General features: G+C 42.9%; 17 protein-coding genes. 9 read left to right on the top strand and 8 right to left on the bottom strand.

The annotated features are described in order from the left end of the window. Positions 1 to 19: 19 nt before the first annotated feature. The 5 genes from NXR94_RS00745 to NXR94_RS00725 form a co-directional block, all read right to left on the bottom strand. Positions 20 to 676, bottom strand: a complete 657-nt coding sequence (locus NXR94_RS00745) for a phosphatidylserine decarboxylase family protein (RefSeq protein ID WP_258102638.1) — start codon at positions 674 to 676, stop codon at positions 20 to 22. 6 nt (positions 677 to 682) lie between these two features. Then, positions 683 to 1,957, bottom strand: coding sequence for a Glu/Leu/Phe/Val dehydrogenase (locus tag NXR94_RS00740; RefSeq protein ID WP_258102637.1), 1,275 nt, complete (start codon positions 1,955 to 1,957; stop codon positions 683 to 685). A 66-nt stretch (positions 1,958 to 2,023) separates the two neighbouring features. Next, positions 2,024 to 2,812 (bottom strand): phosphatidate cytidylyltransferase, encoded by a 789-nt coding sequence (locus NXR94_RS00735; protein WP_258102636.1) that lies wholly within the window; start codon positions 2,810 to 2,812, stop codon positions 2,024 to 2,026. A gap of 25 nt (positions 2,813 to 2,837) precedes the next feature. Continuing rightward, positions 2,838 to 3,044: a DUF2007 domain-containing protein gene (locus NXR94_RS00730; RefSeq protein ID WP_258102635.1), complete on the bottom strand. Its 207-nt coding sequence runs from the start codon at positions 3,042 to 3,044 to the stop codon at positions 2,838 to 2,840. Beyond that, entirely contained in the window at positions 3,037 to 3,984 is a 948-nt protein-coding gene (locus NXR94_RS00725; RefSeq protein WP_258102634.1) for a CPBP family intramembrane glutamic endopeptidase, read from the bottom strand. Before NXR94_RS00725 ends, NXR94_RS00730 begins: the two co-directional genes overlap by 8 nt. Positions 3,985 to 4,023: 39 nt before the next feature. Here NXR94_RS00725 and dusB point away from each other — a divergent pair, with 39 nt between their 5' ends. After that, positions 4,024 to 5,013, top strand: coding sequence for a tRNA dihydrouridine synthase DusB (gene dusB / locus NXR94_RS00720; protein WP_258102633.1), 990 nt, complete (start codon positions 4,024 to 4,026; stop codon positions 5,011 to 5,013). A 6-nt stretch (positions 5,014 to 5,019) separates the two neighbouring features. Beyond that, positions 5,020 to 5,937, top strand: coding sequence for a DMT family transporter (locus NXR94_RS00715; RefSeq protein WP_258102632.1), 918 nt, complete (start codon positions 5,020 to 5,022; stop codon positions 5,935 to 5,937). A 19-nt stretch (positions 5,938 to 5,956) separates the two neighbouring features. Here the strand turns inward: NXR94_RS00715 and NXR94_RS00710 are convergent, their stop codons facing one another. Next, on the bottom strand, positions 5,957 to 6,877 hold the full coding sequence (locus tag NXR94_RS00710) for a hypothetical protein (RefSeq protein WP_258102631.1): 921 nt from the start codon (positions 6,875 to 6,877) through the stop codon (positions 5,957 to 5,959). A gap of 383 nt (positions 6,878 to 7,260) precedes the next feature. Between NXR94_RS00710 and NXR94_RS00705 the strand changes: the two genes are divergently transcribed. Continuing rightward, positions 7,261 to 9,093 carry a glycosyltransferase gene (locus tag NXR94_RS00705; RefSeq protein ID WP_258102630.1) on the top strand — a complete coding sequence of 611 codons (1,833 nt, stop codon included), beginning with the start codon at positions 7,261 to 7,263 and terminating at the stop codon, positions 9,091 to 9,093. Here the strand turns inward: NXR94_RS00705 and NXR94_RS00700 are convergent. Continuing rightward, positions 9,090 to 10,718, bottom strand: a complete 1,629-nt coding sequence (locus NXR94_RS00700; protein WP_258102629.1) for a S41 family peptidase — start codon at positions 10,716 to 10,718, stop codon at positions 9,090 to 9,092. The two genes, NXR94_RS00705 and NXR94_RS00700, sit on opposite strands and share 4 nt — an antisense overlap. A 125-nt stretch (positions 10,719 to 10,843) precedes the next feature. Here NXR94_RS00700 and NXR94_RS00695 point away from each other — a divergent pair, with 125 nt between their 5' ends. The 4 genes from NXR94_RS00695 to NXR94_RS00680 are packed head-to-tail and all read left to right on the top strand — an operon-like array spanning position 10,844 to position 13,321. Then, positions 10,844 to 11,560 carry an iron-sulfur cluster repair di-iron protein gene (locus tag NXR94_RS00695; RefSeq protein WP_258102628.1) on the top strand — a complete coding sequence of 239 codons (717 nt, stop codon included), beginning with the start codon at positions 10,844 to 10,846 and terminating at the stop codon, positions 11,558 to 11,560. Beyond that, positions 11,560 to 11,973, top strand: a complete 414-nt coding sequence (gene ruvX / locus NXR94_RS00690) for a Holliday junction resolvase RuvX (RefSeq protein ID WP_258102627.1) — start codon at positions 11,560 to 11,562, stop codon at positions 11,971 to 11,973. The genes NXR94_RS00695 and ruvX overlap by 1 nt, the downstream gene beginning before the upstream one ends. Next, complete coding sequence (def, locus tag NXR94_RS00685) at positions 11,970 to 12,527, top strand: peptide deformylase (RefSeq protein ID WP_258102626.1); 558 nt, start codon at positions 11,970 to 11,972, stop codon at positions 12,525 to 12,527. The genes ruvX and def overlap by 4 nt, the downstream gene beginning before the upstream one ends. Then, positions 12,527 to 13,321, top strand: coding sequence for a nitrilase family protein (locus NXR94_RS00680; RefSeq protein ID WP_258102625.1), 795 nt, complete (start codon positions 12,527 to 12,529; stop codon positions 13,319 to 13,321). Before def ends, NXR94_RS00680 begins: the two co-directional genes overlap by 1 nt. Here the strand turns inward: NXR94_RS00680 and NXR94_RS00675 are convergent. Next, positions 13,302 to 13,694, bottom strand: coding sequence for a hypothetical protein (locus NXR94_RS00675; RefSeq protein ID WP_258102624.1), 393 nt, complete (start codon positions 13,692 to 13,694; stop codon positions 13,302 to 13,304). The two genes, NXR94_RS00680 and NXR94_RS00675, sit on opposite strands and share 20 nt — an antisense overlap. Positions 13,695 to 13,721: 27 nt before the next feature. On the opposite strand from NXR94_RS00675, the gene murF reads away from it, so the two are divergent. Together murF and NXR94_RS00665 are read left to right on the top strand one after the other, a co-directional pair. Continuing rightward, on the top strand, positions 13,722 to 14,999 hold the full coding sequence (gene murF / locus NXR94_RS00670) for a UDP-N-acetylmuramoyl-tripeptide--D-alanyl-D-alanine ligase (RefSeq protein WP_258102623.1): 1,278 nt from the start codon (positions 13,722 to 13,724) through the stop codon (positions 14,997 to 14,999). A 2-nt stretch (positions 15,000 to 15,001) separates the two neighbouring features. After that, positions 15,002 to 15,658, top strand: a complete 657-nt coding sequence (locus NXR94_RS00665; protein WP_258102622.1) for a DUF2461 domain-containing protein — start codon at positions 15,002 to 15,004, stop codon at positions 15,656 to 15,658. Positions 15,659 to 15,689 lie beyond the last annotated feature (31 nt).

The raw sequence follows: 15,689 nt of genomic DNA, 5'->3' as shown, positions 1-15,689 counted from the left end.
AATGGTCGCGCTAAAAGCCTTATTTCAATTCAGCAATAACCGTTTTACCTCCATAGGAAATATCATCGATATTCACTTTGATATCAGCATCGGTGGGTAGATAAAGGTCGATGCGGCTTCCGAACCGAATAAATCCAAATTTTTCTCCTTGCTCAACGGCTTTTCCTACTTCAGAATAGAAACAGATTCGACGAGCAACAGCGCCAGCTACCTGCCTCATCATAATCTCCACCCCGGAAGGATGTTTGATGCCGATGGAGGTGCGTTCATTATCTGTGCTGGATTTGGGGTGCCAGGCTACCAGAAACTTCCCCGGGTGATATTTGTAATAACTGATTTCACCGGCAATAGGGCTTCTGTTCACATGCACGTTTAAGGGTGACATAAAAATAGAAACCTGAATCCTCTCTTCTTTCAGGTATTCGCTTTCTGTAGTTTTTTCTATGACCACTACTTTACCGTCAGCCGGGGCGAGGATTTGGTTATTATTCAACTCAATCTTGAATTCCGGATCACGGAAAAACCTGACGATCAAAATCCAGAATATGATACCGGCTCCTGCCAGGATGTATCTGATGATTTCGAATGGTATGGCCCAGTACAGGAGCGCATACAGTAATCCCAATACAACCGTGCAAATGGGAATGAGTTTGTAACCTTCTTTATGAATATTCATTGCTATTTAAAATCCTCCTCTAAACTTATAGGTTTGGGCCACTTTGTCTATTGCTACAATATAGGCAGCAATTCTCAATGAGGTCCCGTATTCCTGGGCGGTGGCATATACTTTGTCAAATGCAGTTTTCATAATGCGATCAGATCTCCTGTTTACACGCTCCGAAGTCCATTTGTATCCCAGTCTGTTTTGGACCCATTCAAAGTATGATACGGTCACACCACCGGCATTGGCCAAAATATCAGGGACGGCCATAATGCCCTTTTCGTTGATAATATCATCGGCTTTCGCTGATGTAGGGCCATTGGCTCCCTCCACGATTAATCGGGCCTTTATTTTATCAACATTATTTTTAGTGATAACATCCTCCACTGCTGCCGGTACCAGCACATCAACCTCAAGGGTCAGTAGCTCCTCGGCGTCAATTTTTTCTGCCCCTTTATATCCTTCGAGCGTACCGCCATTCTGCATTCGGTAGGCATTTGCCTCTTCAATGTTGATCCCGTGCGGGTTGTAGAATGCTCCGGTATGGTCACTGATGGCGACGATTTTTACGCCCCGTTCTGACAAAAGGGTGGCAGCCCATGATCCGACGTTTCCAAAACCTTGAACTGCACAGGTGGCTTTAAATGGATTGATTTTCATTTTTTCCATCGCAGCCATTGCTGAGATCATCACACCACGACCGGTAGCCTCTGTTCTTCCCAGTGAGCCTCCCAAAACGATAGGCTTTCCTGTGACAACGGCGTTCACCGTCATGCCCTGCGCTCTGGAGTAGTGGTCCATCAGCCAGGCCATTTCTCTCGGGCCGGTTCCCATATCAGGTGCCGGGATATCTTTGTCCGGTCCGAATATTTCGTGCATGGATTGAGTGAACGACCGTGTTAAACGTTCGATTTCACCCGGCGACATTTCTCTGGGATTACACTTTATGCCTCCTTTAGCTCCACCGTATGGGATGTCCACCACGGCACATTTCCAGGTCATCCAGGCTGCCAGGGCCTTGACCTCATCCAGGTTGACTTCCATGTCATATCGGATACCACCTTTAGATGGTCCCAGTATGTTGGAATGGATCACCCGATAGCCTTCAAACACACGGATGGATCCATCATCCATAGTGATTGGCAGGTTAACAATGACCTGTTTCGTAGGGGACTTTAATACATTGTATATTTCATCATCGAGGCCCAAATGTTGGGCAGCGATGTTGAACCTGGACATCATGGACTCAAAGGGGTTGTCCTTGTCTTTTATGGGTGCGGGTTCTATGTAAGCCATATACTTCGAACTGATATTTGGGGTTGTTGTTTATTCGTAGGCAAATCTACGATTTTAGACAGACCATTAGTTGAAGAGTTTTAAGAAAACCACAATAAATGGGATGGACAGTATTAAACTGTCAAATCTGTCCAAAAATCCTCCATGACCGGGGATCGATGCGCCCGAATCTTTGATCTCCATCGACCTTTTGAAAAGCGATTCAACCAAATCTCCATAAGTACCAACTACCACAACAATGGCAGCCACCACGAGCCATTCCCATAGATACAGGTCGGTGTGGTACCGGGACATGATGAAGGCAAATAGCACGGCCATGATCGCTCCACCCACGAGTCCTTCCCATGATTTTTTTGGAGATATTCGTTGAAATAATTTCGTCTTACCAAAGAATGTTCCTGCAAAGTAGGCACCCGTATCGCTGGCCCAAATGATCAGCAGAAGGCCTAATAGAATCTTATATCCGTATCCGCCTCCATGGAATACCACCATGTTCATCAATGCGAAAGGTAAAGCCACGTAGGTAATGCCCAGGTAGAAGATGGCAATGTTGATGATTGGGTTGTTATCCGTTTTTTTATAGAGTTTGACCACAAGACTTAAGGAGGCCAATGGGAAAAGAGCATAGTAATAGTTGCTGTTCCAGTTTTGACTCTCTATCAGGAAACTGAATACGAACATCAAACCGCCAATAATTACACCGAGCACTCTGATGGGTAGGTAGTTTTGAAGCTTCATCAACCTGTAGAATTCCCAAAGGGAGAACAGGGCTAAAGCGAAAAAAATCACAAAATAGGACCATTGGCCATAAACCAATGAGGCAATGATCACAAATGCACCCAGAAATCCCGCCAAGAGGCGTCTTCTTAAATCACTAAACTTATTCAAACCTTATTTCTTCATTTATTAATCGCAACGTTTCGATCACATCTTCAGCAGCTACCCTGACTTCATAATGACCAAATTGATACGCAGAATCTTTTTTATCAACCAATACCGGGTTCATGCCGGCATCTTCTAATACGGCTTTTACAATTTCAGCACGATACTGCTGATTGTCTTGAAATACCTTTTGCCAATTACTCATGAGTCTCCCTTAATGAGAAGTATTTGTGGAATAGATACAACATTGCCGAACCGGCCAATAAAAATACCAGAATTATATAGAATGGAGGTGTTTTATCCATATCCTCCGGACTCATTTCTATGATCTCATGATGACTGAGATAAAAAACCGTAACTGAAAAGGCATTATTCACAAAATGACCCAGCATGGCAAGTGAAAGATAGCCCGACCACCAATATAAATACCCGAAAAGAACTCCCAGCATCATTCGTGGTATGAGGCCATAAAACTGTAAATGAAAGGCTGAAAACAGGAAGGCGGTGACCCAAATAGCGAGGTGTGGGTTTTTAGTGGTAGACTGGAAAATGTTTTGAATGATGCCTCTGAATAATAATTCCTCCCCGATCGCCGGTAAAATCGCGATTACTACAATGGCGATTAGGTATTGAGAGAGGTTATCGAATTCTGTTAAATAGAGCGTTAGCTCTTCCATTTGTTTTTCCTTTTGAGCAGCCCACTGCTCAAAGCCTGACAGGAATTCTGGTAATTCCATTTGCTGGTTCCATTCTATAAAAGCACTATTGACCACCATGCAGCTCAATACCGCAATGATTGTAATGACCGCGGGTTGAAAAGCCGGTGCGGGAGTGGTCACCAACTCCAGGGGGTGAAGTTTGAGGTGTTTTCTTAAAAAAAAGACAGGAGCGACAACAAAGGCTCCAAGAGAGCTGAACCCCTGAAAAATAAGAAGTGGTACTTTGGCATCACTACTTCCGTAGGGATTTTGCAGCGTTTTCATCATGAGATCATAATCGAATCCGAAAAACGGAACTGCAACACCATATCCAAGCAAAGAAAACAGGAACAAACCTGCGATGACGTACCCAATAAGCGTTGCAAAGAGTATCCACACCACGTAAGGTTGCTCCGCTGCGGGTGTGTTTCTCAGGATGTTCTGCATAATTGATCTAACTTTGCGCCAAAGTTATATTATAAGTACTTGGTAAAAATAGGAAACATTGAAATCGGGAAATTCCCGTTGCTACTTGCACCAATGGAGGATGTAAGTGATCCGCCATTCAGAGCTGTCTGCAAAGAGAATGGTGCCGACTTGATGTATACTGAGTTCATTTCCTCCGAAGGGCTTATCCGTAGTGCTGCCAAGAGCGTGGAAAAACTGGATATTTATGATTACGAACGTCCCATCGGTATTCAGATTTTCGGCGACAAAATTGAGTCCATGCGTGAGGCTGCAGCGATTGCAGAAGAAGCTAACCCCGAAATCATTGATATCAACTACGGCTGTCCTGTTAAGAAGGTAGCCTGCAAAGGGGCTGGAGCAGGGATCTTATTGGATATTCCTAAAATGCAGGAAATGACCGCTGAGATTGTTAAATCTGTCAGCAAACCTGTGACAGTGAAAACAAGGCTTGGTTGGGATGACAGTACGATTCGTATTGTGGAGGTAGCGAAAAGGCTACAGGATGTAGGTATTCAGGCCCTGTCGATTCATGGCAGAACGAGGCAGCAGATGTATAAGGGAGTGGCCGACTGGACCAAGATAGCAGAGGTGAAAAATCACCCGGATATACATATTCCGATTTTTGGGAACGGTGATATAGACTCTCCGGAAAAAGCGGTAGAGTATCGCGATAAATATGGTGTCGATGGAATCATGATCGGGAGAGCTGCTATCGGGTACCCATGGATCTTCAATGAGATCAAGCACTACATGGAAACTGGTGAGCATCTTCCATCACCTGATCTGGTTGAACGTGTTCGTATTGCAAAGAAGCACCTGGATTTTTCTGTAGAATGGAAAGGGGAACTGAAAGGAATATTTGAAATGCGCCGGCATTATACGAACTACTTCCGTGGTATTCCTAACTTCAAACCATTCAGAACTAAGCTCGTCGAATTAGACTCTTATGAAGAGCTTTTAAATGTGCTGGATGAAATACCTGAGGCTTTTTCAACAGTGGAAGCCTGATCTTCCATGAGCGAAAGAATACCCCTTAAAGCATGGATTTTATTAATCTTATTGGCCCTGATTTGGGGGAGCTCCTTTATCTTGATCAAGCGTGGACTTTTGGGGTTGACTCCCATGGAGCTGGGAGCACTGAGAATTTTCTCAGCCGGACTGATATTGGCTCCCGTTGCACTCCGGAAATTTAGACGCGTTGAGAAGCGTCATTATAAATCTCTGATAGGGGTTGCCCTCGTGGGGAGTCTCGTTCCGTCGTTTCTTTTCGCCATAGCTCAAACCAATCTCCAAAGTGGCGTTGCAGGGGTGTTGAATTCGATCACTCCAATATTTACCATGCTTATCGGAATCATATTTTTTCAACAAAGGATCAATACCAATATTGTAATTGGGGCATTAATCGGATTTGCGGGGACCTCCCTACTTATTCTTGCAGGAAGCGAATCAACACTGGGAGATCTTAATGTCTACGCTTTATTGGTGGTGTTGGCATCGATGATGTATGGGATGAATGGCAATCTTATTAAATTCAATCTGTCAGAGGTGCATCCTTTGAGTATCGCCAGTCTTTCTTTAACCATAGGGGGCTTTATTGCCGGACTATATCTGCTTTTCTTTACTGATTTTTTTGGTTCATCCTGGACAACCGATATTGGCTTGATGGCAATAGGATATACTGTTTTGCTGGGAGTTATTGGTACGGCTCTGGCCCTGGTTATTTTTAATCGCCTGGTTCATTTGACAAATCCTGTGTTCAGTGCATCAGTCACCTACCTGATTCCGATAGTGGCCTTATTATGGGGGATAGCTGACCAGGAAATTGTGACCTGGGTTCATGTCGGAGGAGTAACGATGATATTATTCGGAGTCTATATATCCACTCCTAAAAGGAGACATAAAAAAAGCCAGAATGCAGATTCCGGCCTTTGATCTTTTCAAAATTTTCTCACTAGTAGCTTGTTTGCCGAAGTTTTGAGAAATCGAATTCCTCAAGGAATTTCTTCGCTTCATCTCGATTTTGAAATTCGAAAGATTTCGTCTCACCATCCATGGATTGAATCTCGATTCTAATCAATTCAATTTGATTATCTCCGGCAAGCCTGCCCTTACTAAGAGCAGCAAGGATATCCTCTTTTTCCAATTTGGTGGTAAGCTTCATGGTCTTGCGCTTAATTCGACCGCAGTAGCTACACTTATATTCTTTTTGAATTTCTCCGGCGGTGTCTTCAGTCGCAGGGGTAATAATTTCTTCTTTTTCCAGTTTCAATGTCTGGAAACCACATCGGTCGCACTCCAGAGCGCTCAAATGGCCTTTATACTTTTCGATTTTAGTGTCTCCGGTTGCCTCATCAATCCACACATCATAATCAACAGAGAAGGCATCTTCCTCCGCCTGCATCCCTTCATCCAGATAAGCATCTTCTTCCGCTTCACTTAATAGCTTCATCTCATTTCCGGTTGCCGGATTGATTCTGGGTTTATATCGAAGCTTTTTCAGTTTTTTATCTAATGGTCCGGGATAGTAGTATTTAAAGATCAGGAAGGCCACATAGGCATGGAGCGTTCCAAGACACATAGATATAAAAACGCGAATGATAAACCAGATGTAGCTAATTTCTACTATTTGAGGTTTTGCGCTATTCGCAATAAAGAAGATGCCCGCGGCAATGGCATAGTTAACGAGCAGATACGCTTTGATTTCCTTTTCGCTGGCAAACTCAAATTTCTCCTTGTAACCTCCAGCTGACATATACCTGATCTTATAAATGATGAAGATCAAAGCAGCAACAGCTAACGCTGCCAAAAATGCATACCACATGGCGTCATTCCACGTGTTCAAAAATTCAATGTACGCCTCCTTGTTTTCCATAATTTTAGTACTAAAAATTTATCTCACGGTGTGTAAATGATGGGCAGGCACCTGTTTTTTACCCTTCATGGTATTAAACGAAATTACTTAAAAGAATGATTTTATCAACTTTTAAGTAATTGTTGCCAGCATATTGAGCGGTTAAGATACACAAAGGCAATTAACTGGAGATAATTTTGATCGATTCATTTAATACCTCAACAATAAAACGGGACAACTGTTGGCAAATTGTTAGAGAATGTATGTTTTAAGTGTTTTAAAGCAAGAAATAGGAAAATTCTCTTTCGTTTTATTAATCGTTGTAGAAATTTATCCAGGCTAATGTTAAATGCGATTTTTTGTTTAAAATACAGACCAACCCAAAATGATATAAAAATTACAATATGTCGGAATCCCCTAAACGCTTATTAAAAGGTCAAATAAAAAGGACTCTCCTGGTAGAAACTGCATGGGAAGTGCTGAATCAGGTCGGAGGTATTTATACTGTTATCCGCTCCAAAGTGCCCACAGTGGTAAAAAAATGGGGACCAAATTATTGTTTACTAGGCCCCTACATGCCACATAATGTAGCCAGCGAATTTGAGCCTATTGAAAAGCTGGATGATGCCTTTGGCAGAACGGTAAAGAGGATGCGCGAAATGGGGTATGGTGTCCATTATGGTGAGTGGTTGATTTCAGGTAGACCGAAAGTGATTCTCTTTGAGCTTGGAACGGTAATGCCTCGTATAGGTGAAATCAAGTATGAACTATGGGAGCATCATGGTATTTCCAGCCCATCAGATGATTTCTTATTGAATGATGTTCTTGCTTTTGGCGAGATGGTAAGGATCTATCTGACACAGCTTTCTCTTGAAGCCGGAGATTCGAAAAAGGTGATCGCTCATTTTCATGAGTGGATGTCGGCTTCAGGTCTTCCGGAACTTAGAAGGACAGGCGTAAATGTGAGAACGATTTTTACCACACATGCCACTTTGCTGGGACGTTACCTTGCGATGAATGATCCCCTTTTCTATGATCATCTTCCATTTCTGGACTGGCAGCAAGAGGCGGAACATTTCAATATTCAAACAAATGCAGGTTTGGAACGGGCCGCAGCTCATGGAGCCCATGTATTTACGACCGTTAGTGATGTGACTGCGGCAGAATGTCGTCAATTGCTTGGGAGAAACCCTGACTACATTCTTCCGAACGGTATCAATAATCAAAGATTTGAAGTGTTGCATGAGTTCCAGAACATGCATTTGGAATGTAAAAAGCGTATTCACTCGTTTACGATGTCGCACTTTTTCTCTAGCTACACTTTCGATCTGGATAAGACACTTTATTTCTTTACTTCTGGTAGATATGAGTATCTCAACAAGGGATATGACCTGACACTGGAAGCCCTGGCCAGGCTGAACCATCGCCTCCAAACGGAGAAGTCGGACGTTACAGTGGTGATGTTCTTTATTACCAAGAGACCTTTTCATGGGATCAACCCTAACATACTTCATTCCAGAGCACTTCTTGAAGAGTTTAGAAGCACCATTGACGCTATAAAAAATCAGATTGGAAACCGGTTACTGTTTGAGTCTATGAACAGGAATGATAACAGGCTGCCGGAACTGAAGGAATTTGTTGATGACTACTGGAAACTAAGATATAGACGAACTCTCCAGTCATGGAAATCGGGGGCACTTCCTCCAATCGTCACTCACAACCTTCATGATGACTCTACTGATGAGATTTTGAATTTTCTACGATCATCCAATTTGGTGAATCATGAAAATGATCGAGTTAAGGTGGTTTATCATCCGGATTTTATCAACTACACCAACCCGCTCTTCAGCATGGATTATGGTCAGTTTGTGAGGGGATGTCATTTAGGTGTTTTTCCTAGTTACTATGAACCGTGGGGCTATACGCCACTTGAGTGTATTGCGAGCGGTGTACCTACTGTCACTAGTGACCTGGCTGGCTTTGGAGACTATGTGAGTGATCAGGTGCCGGATCATGATAAACGAGGTATTTACATCGTCAAGAGGAATAAGAAATCCTTCGATGAGGCGGCAGGTCAGATGGCTAACCGCATGTACAACTATATTCGTCTCAATAGGAGACAAAGAATTGACTTAAGGAATCGCACCGAAGCGTCAGCTGTTTTATTTGACTGGGATAACCTGGTTAAATATTATGAAGCGGCTTATACCAAAGCGATTGATATTAAAATACCTTAATTCCTGGCAAGGGCTTCTGCTTCATTCATGAGCGTCAGTGCTTTTTGAATAATTTCATCGTGTTCATTCAGAATCGGGAAGAAGCCCTTGTTATTCCATACGCTACGGGCAATAAAGGCTTTGAGGTAATTTTTGATGAGGGCTCCGGACTTTTTGTAATCCTTATCTACATAAGCAACTCCATTCAATTTTGCTCTTTTGATCAATTCACTAGCGATGGCTTCAGAAATAACAAATTCATTTCTGAATGTCTCGAAATCCATTTTTTCTAACCGGGATTTATTGTTTTCATAATAGTTCAGAGCAAATTCCTGGATCGTATTGCTATTGATCAATTTGGTCAGATACCTGCTGTTATTCGTGGTGTCCAGAGGAACAAAGTAATCGGGAATGATTCCCCCACCTCCGTAAACCTGACGACCATTGTCGGTGCGATAGACCAGGGAGTCATTGACTTTGATGCTGTCCTGGGTATAGACTTCCCCACTTGTAAACCTTTCATAGTATTCCTTGTGATAGTCTGTCAGGCCATTGGTGTATGGCTTTTGAATGCAGCGACCACTTGGGGTATAGTATCTGGAAATGGTCAACCTCATCGCTGATCCATCATTAAGTTCAATGGGCATTTGCACAAGGCCTTTTCCATAGCTCCTGCGACCTACAATCAGGGCCCTGTCGTGATCCTGAAGAGCTCCCGACACAATTTCTGAGGCGGAAGCAGAGCCTTCGTCCACAAGAACAATAATAGGTCCCTCTTCAAAGTCCCCTTTTATTTCTGAGAAGTATTGGGTGTTGTGTCGGCTTTCTTTCCCTTTGGTGTAAACGATCATTTGCTGTCCGCCAAGTAGTTCATCAGCCAGCTTGACCGCCGGGTTCATATAGCCTCCCGGGTTTCCGGTTAAATCGAGGATCATTTGAGACATTCCCGATTTTTGTAGGTTGTTCAGCGCCTCTTTGAATTCCATGTAGGTGGTAGCCGAGAACCTATTGATCTTGATATATCCGGTCTCGTCGTCAATCATGTAATAAACATCCACAGAATACTGAGGGATCACATCACGAATTATGGTGAAGTCAAGTAGTTCTGATTCACCTCGTCTTTTTATTTGGACCTTAACTTCAGATCCTTTCGGGCCTCGCAAAAGATTAATTACATCGCGATTGGTTATGCCTACCCCTGCGACATTTTCAGTATCAACAGTAATGATTTTGTCTCCGGGTCTTAAGCCCAGGCGTTCTGATGGCCCTCCGCTGAGTGGAGTGACAACATTGATGGTGTCATGGAAGATGTTGAATTCAATCCCGATTCCTTCAAAATTTCCTTCAAGTTGAGATTTGTTCAATTCCAGCTCTTCTGCCGGAATATAAACCGTGTGCGGATCCAGGTCAGCCAAAGTTTGTGTAATCGCTGTTTCGACAAGGTTGTCAATATTCGTTTCATCGACATAGTCATTTTCTATGTAGGCCATGACCTGTCGAAACTTGCTGATACTCTGGTGTAAATTGCTAATTACAGGTGTTGAACTACCTGCCATATTGGCTCCGATAAAAATGCCCAGACAAATGGCAACTGCAATATATATAGGTAGACGGACGGCGCTTTTCGAGTTTTTCGGTTGCTCCACAATTCAACTTTTAATTTCCACAAACTTAAAATTACTAAAGCGGAAATTAGGTTAACGCCATTTGCATGCAAATCGTTTAATTTCATACTTATTAAGTCTGTTCAATATTCTATCTTTAAAGTTCGATGAGAGTTTTTAATCAGACCATACATTCAATAGTTGATGAAAACTTTATTTATGCCCGGGCCTTGAGCCATTTGGGGATAGAGTTTTATCTGCATCCTCATAGAAGACTTGGAGAGCTATGTGAGGAAATGGGCCTGGTAAAAGAGCAAGTACTCAAAAGCTTTTATCTCTTTGATCAAAATCAAAGACTGTCATTTTCAGAACTGAATAAGTTTTCTCTGCCAATCATCATTCAGTATCTCAGACATACGCACCACACTTTTATCAAAGAAAAGCTACCGTATGTGGCTGAGCTGATTCGTCATTTGAAAGGAAAAGACGATTTGAAACTGATTTTTCCGGAATTTGTGGAGGAATTTATCCATCACATTTATGAGGAGGAGGATACTGTATTTGGGTACATCCATCAATTGGTAAAGATTGATCGAGGAATGATGAAGAACCCGGCCGGTGCCCTCTGGGAGGCTCGAAAGCTATCGCTTGAGTCGATGCATCAGGAACACCTGGAAGAAGATGAGTTGGCGGGTATCAGAGATTTAATTGAAACCTATCATGATACCGATTTGCACTGGCAGGTCATAGCCAAAGAGATCAGGGCGTTTGACAGGGAAATGATGTATCACGCTCAAATAGAGAATAAAATTCTATTCCCTAAAGCACTTCAGCTTGAACTTTCGGTAAAAGAAAAAATTCAAAAAATCAGCCAGCTTAATTAATGCCCAGAGTACTAGCAATAGACTATGGAGCAAAACGCACCGGGATAGCCGTCACTGATCCTTTGGTAATTATTGCGTCCGCTCTGACCACTGTTCCCTCCCATACATTGATGGATTTCCTCAAAGATTATTTTTCGAAGGAGGATGTTTCAGAGGTGGTATTTGGCATGCCAAAAAATACTGACGGTTCTGACACCAACGCTACCCCCATCGTGCAAGCGGCGGTCAACAGATTCAAAAAACTATTTCCCGAGAAGAAACTAATTTTGCACGACGAACGCTTTACCTCTAAGATGGCATTAGACTCCATGATTGCTTCAGGTATGAAAAAGAAGGACCGAAGAGAGAAGGGAAACATTGACAAGGTGAGCGCTACCATCATTTTACAATCTTATTTGGAAACACGTTTATGATATATCCTATTGTGCTATTTGGGGACCCGGTTTTGAGAAAGGAAACACAGGATATCCCGATAGGATCTGACATTAAGGAATTAGTAGCGGACATGTTTGAGACCATGCATGCCGCTAGTGGGGTCGGGCTGGCCGCACCCCAAATTGGGAAGGCACTTAGGCTTTTCATTGTGGATAGCACACCGATGCATGACGAAGAGGAGGAGGTGAAACCCCTTGTTGAAGCCTTTATTAACCCTGAAATACTTGAGGAAGATGGTGAGGAATGGGCCTTTGAAGAAGGATGTTTAAGTATCCCGGGGATCAGAGAGGATGTTACCAGACCGGAAACGGTGAAAATCAAATACTACGATGCTGATTGGAACGAGCACGTAGAGGAATTCGATGATATCAAGGCGCGAATCATTCAGCATGAGTATGATCACGTAGAGGGTGTGCTTTTTACAGATTACCTCTCTCCTTTTAAAAAGCGACTGTTGAAAAAGAAATTATCAGATATCAGTAAAGGGAAGGCCAAAGCAGATTACAGGGTTAAGGTTCCTTCCAAAAGGTGATGACGGATCTGTCGGTCACGATAATACAATCCGATCTTTATTGGGAAAATATTGATGCCAATCTCTCCATGTTCGAGGAGAAGATTTGGCAAATTGAAGGGAAGCAGCACCTGATCCTCCTGCCAGAAATGTTTACCACCGGGTTTACCATGAATCCATCTCCTTTTGCGGAAATCCCCAATGGCAAGACACATCGTTGGATGGCGCAAATGGCTGCACAGACAGGAGCGGTAGTTATAGGTAGCTATATTGTAAATGACCGGGGTCATTTCTACAATAGACTGCTGGCCATGAAGCCTGATGGCTCCCATCAGCAATATGACAAAAGACATTTATTCAGTCTGATGGGTGAGGAAAAAGAGTATTCTCCAGGAAAAAGCCGGACCCTGATAGCGGTGAATGGGTGGAAGATCCTTCCATTGATATGTTATGATCTTCGATTTCCGGTGTGGAGCAGAAGTAGAAAATCACCTGAGAGCGCTTATGAATATGATGTGGTTCTGTATGTGGCGAACTGGCCCAAACAGCGCATCAAATCGTGGGATGCATTACTGAAAGCACGAGCTATTGAAAACAACTGCTTTAGCATTGGAACGAATAGAACAGGTGTTGATGGCTTTGATGCGGTATACACTGGGCATTCGGGAGCTTATACTTATCTGGGAGAAACGCTGAGCTATTCCGAAGAGGAGGAGATTTTATCTTTCACTTTGTCTGCCAATGCATTGAATAAGTTCCGTAGCCGATTTCCTTTCCAAAAGGATTCTGATGATTTTACCATCGATCCGGATTAGCCAGATATTCTCTGAGTTCAGCTTCATTTTCGAAAATCAGACCTTTTTTCATTTTCATGAAGGGTGCGGTTAGTTTTGATGATCCTATGCCGATAAGCGAAACATGATCTTTTTTGATCGCATAATTGAGCACCGGAAGCCACGACCCTAATTGATCGGCAATTACCTGCTCACATATGATGGTGACCTGATCTGACTTGTCTACAAATTTTTTAGCGTATTCGACCAGGGTAGCATCCGAAAAGTTATCCATCATTAAATGCTCGTGACCTGTGAGCTCTTCGTGAAAAAGGTTGACCAGTGGACTGGTGAAGGCAAAATCCTGAGCCGATCCAATAGATTGAAGTAGTAGATAGCTTGTTTTTCCTTTCATGAAAATCGTTCAGATATATTTGCTGTAATGATGGACAATTTTATTGAGTTTCTCTATTCCAAATTTCTACAAAGCGACGGTGTTTCCATAGACACAAGAACGGTGGAACCCGGAAATCTCTTTTTTGCGCTGAAGGGCCCCAACTTTAATGGTAACAAATATGCCGCCCAGGCATTGGAGAAAGGGGCTGCTTATGCAGTGGTCGATGAAAAGGAAGTTGCAATTGATCCTAGAATTATTCTGGCCCCCTATTCGGGTATGGAAGCCCTGCAGCAGTTAGCTGTTTTTCACCGGAGTAGGTTCAAAAGAAGAGTACTTGGAATAACCGGATCAAATGGGAAAACGACAACCAAGGAACTGGTGTCAAGGGTATTAGATAAGAAATTCATTGTTCATGCCACCCGAGGGAATTTAAATAATCACCTTGGCGTGCCGATCACAGTTCTTCACATACATCCACAAGTAGAAGTAGCGATTATTGAGATGGGGGCCAATCATGTAGGTGAGATTGCTGATTTATGTAAGATTGCCCAGCCGCATTATGGGCTCATTACCAATATTGGAGAAGCGCACACGGAAACATTTGGTGGGATAGATGGAGTCCTTAGGGGGAAAAGTGAATTGTTTGATTATCTAAGAGGCACCGGAGGCAAACCTTTCATCAATGTATTGGATCATCGACTTCAAAACATGGCCAAGCGGTTTGAGCAACCAATATTATTCCCTGGAGAAGATGTCAAGCTGTTAGGAGCCACGCCTTTTGTAGAGTTTGAAATGAACGGAACAACTGTCCAGACTCAGCTAATAGGGGCTTATAATTTTGGAAACATTGCATCTGCTGTTGCCGTGGGAAGGGAATTTGGAGTGTCGGACGATTTGATTGCCCAGGCTATTGCCGAATACCGACCTGAAAACCAAAGGTCGCAGATTCTTCAAAAAGGTAATACAACAATCATTTTGGATGCGTATAACGCCAACCCAAGCTCGATGAAGGCCGCTATTGATAACCTTAAGAATATGCCCGGTCCTAAAGCGGTGGTGTTGGCTGACATGAAAGAAGTGGAAAATTCGGCTGAAAAACATGGGGAACTGGGTGCATACATTTCCCAACAAGAGTTTGATAAGGTGATTTTTATGGGGCCTGAAATAAAAGCTGCTCATGAAACCTGCAAGGACAGTTTATGGTTTGAATCTCTGGAAGCGTTGAAATCCGCTCTGAACAATATGTCATTTAATGGAGAAACGGTGCTTATCAAAGCTTCAAGAAGCATGAAACTGGAAACTATTGTAGATCTAATTGCCTAGCCATGGATATTAAAAATATTACCGCTTTTCTTACCGAGTTACAATCCAACAATAATAAGGAATGGATGGATGCCAATAATAAATGGTATCAGGAAACCAAAGGGCAATTTGAGGAACTCGTGGCTCATCTGTTGGGAGGAATTACACAGTTTGATCAAGGCCTACAGGGGTTGGAACCGAAGAAGTGCATTTTCCGGGTGAATAGAGATGTTCGTTTCAGTAAGAACAAGGATCCTTATAAAACCAATTATGGTGCAGCCATGGCCGAAGGGGGGAGAAAATCTGGTAACCCACTATACTATTTTCATTTGGAGCCGGGTAGGGCTTTTGTGGCTGGGGGAGTTTACATGCCTGAGGCGGATCCTCTGAAAAAAATCCGACAAGAGATTGATTATAACCCGGAGGAATTAAAAAGAATTGTTGAGCAACCTGATTTCAAAAAAGCTTTCGGAGGGATTCAGGGAGAGGGGCTGAAAACCGCTCCCAAAGGCTACCCGAAAGATCATCCAAATATTGAGCTGCTAAGACGCAAAAGTTTCATTGTGGTTCATGATCTGAGTCCTGTAGAATTGAGGTCAGAATTCATTGTGGAGGCCAGTTTGAGTCTATATAAATTGATCAAACCTTTCAATGATTACCTGTCTGTGGCGATCAGTTAAATTTTTTTGATTTTTTTTCAAACCGCGTTTG

It is taken from the genome of Marinoscillum sp. MHG1-6, assembly GCF_024714475.1.
GTDB lineage: Bacteria > Bacteroidota > Bacteroidia > Cytophagales > Cyclobacteriaceae > JAMZMI01.
The sequence above is the reverse complement of the archived record's forward strand: the minus strand, read 5'-3'. Positions and strand labels throughout refer to the sequence as shown.

What these genes read in the sequence shown, in the direction of transcription:
- NXR94_RS00715 (WP_258102632.1), top strand. Translation starts at nt 5,020, where the DNA reads ATGAGCGAAAGAATACCCCTTAAAGCATGGATTTTATTAATCTTATTG.
- NXR94_RS00725 (WP_258102634.1), bottom strand. Translation starts at nt 3,984, where the DNA reads ATGCAGAACATCCTGAGAAACACACCCGCAGCGGAGCAACCTTACGTG.
- murF (WP_258102623.1), top strand. Translation starts at nt 13,722, where the DNA reads ATGATGGACAATTTTATTGAGTTTCTCTATTCCAAATTTCTACAAAGC.
- NXR94_RS00680 (WP_258102625.1), top strand. Translation starts at nt 12,527, where the DNA reads ATGACGGATCTGTCGGTCACGATAATACAATCCGATCTTTATTGGGAA.
- NXR94_RS00745 (WP_258102638.1), bottom strand. Translation starts at nt 676, where the DNA reads ATGAATATTCATAAAGAAGGTTACAAACTCATTCCCATTTGCACGGTT.
- NXR94_RS00740 (WP_258102637.1), bottom strand. Translation starts at nt 1,957, where the DNA reads ATGGCTTACATAGAACCCGCACCCATAAAAGACAAGGACAACCCCTTT.
- NXR94_RS00705 (WP_258102630.1), top strand. Translation starts at nt 7,261, where the DNA reads ATGTCGGAATCCCCTAAACGCTTATTAAAAGGTCAAATAAAAAGGACT.
- NXR94_RS00675 (WP_258102624.1), bottom strand. Translation starts at nt 13,694, where the DNA reads ATGAAAGGAAAAACAAGCTATCTACTACTTCAATCTATTGGATCGGCT.
- NXR94_RS00730 (WP_258102635.1), bottom strand. Translation starts at nt 3,044, where the DNA reads ATGAGTAATTGGCAAAAGGTATTTCAAGACAATCAGCAGTATCGTGCT.
- NXR94_RS00695 (WP_258102628.1), top strand. Translation starts at nt 10,844, where the DNA reads ATGAGAGTTTTTAATCAGACCATACATTCAATAGTTGATGAAAACTTT.
- NXR94_RS00665 (WP_258102622.1), top strand. Translation starts at nt 15,002, where the DNA reads ATGGATATTAAAAATATTACCGCTTTTCTTACCGAGTTACAATCCAAC.
- def (WP_258102626.1), top strand. Translation starts at nt 11,970, where the DNA reads ATGATATATCCTATTGTGCTATTTGGGGACCCGGTTTTGAGAAAGGAA.
- NXR94_RS00710 (WP_258102631.1), bottom strand. Translation starts at nt 6,877, where the DNA reads ATGGAAAACAAGGAGGCGTACATTGAATTTTTGAACACGTGGAATGAC.
- ruvX (WP_258102627.1), top strand. Translation starts at nt 11,560, where the DNA reads ATGCCCAGAGTACTAGCAATAGACTATGGAGCAAAACGCACCGGGATA.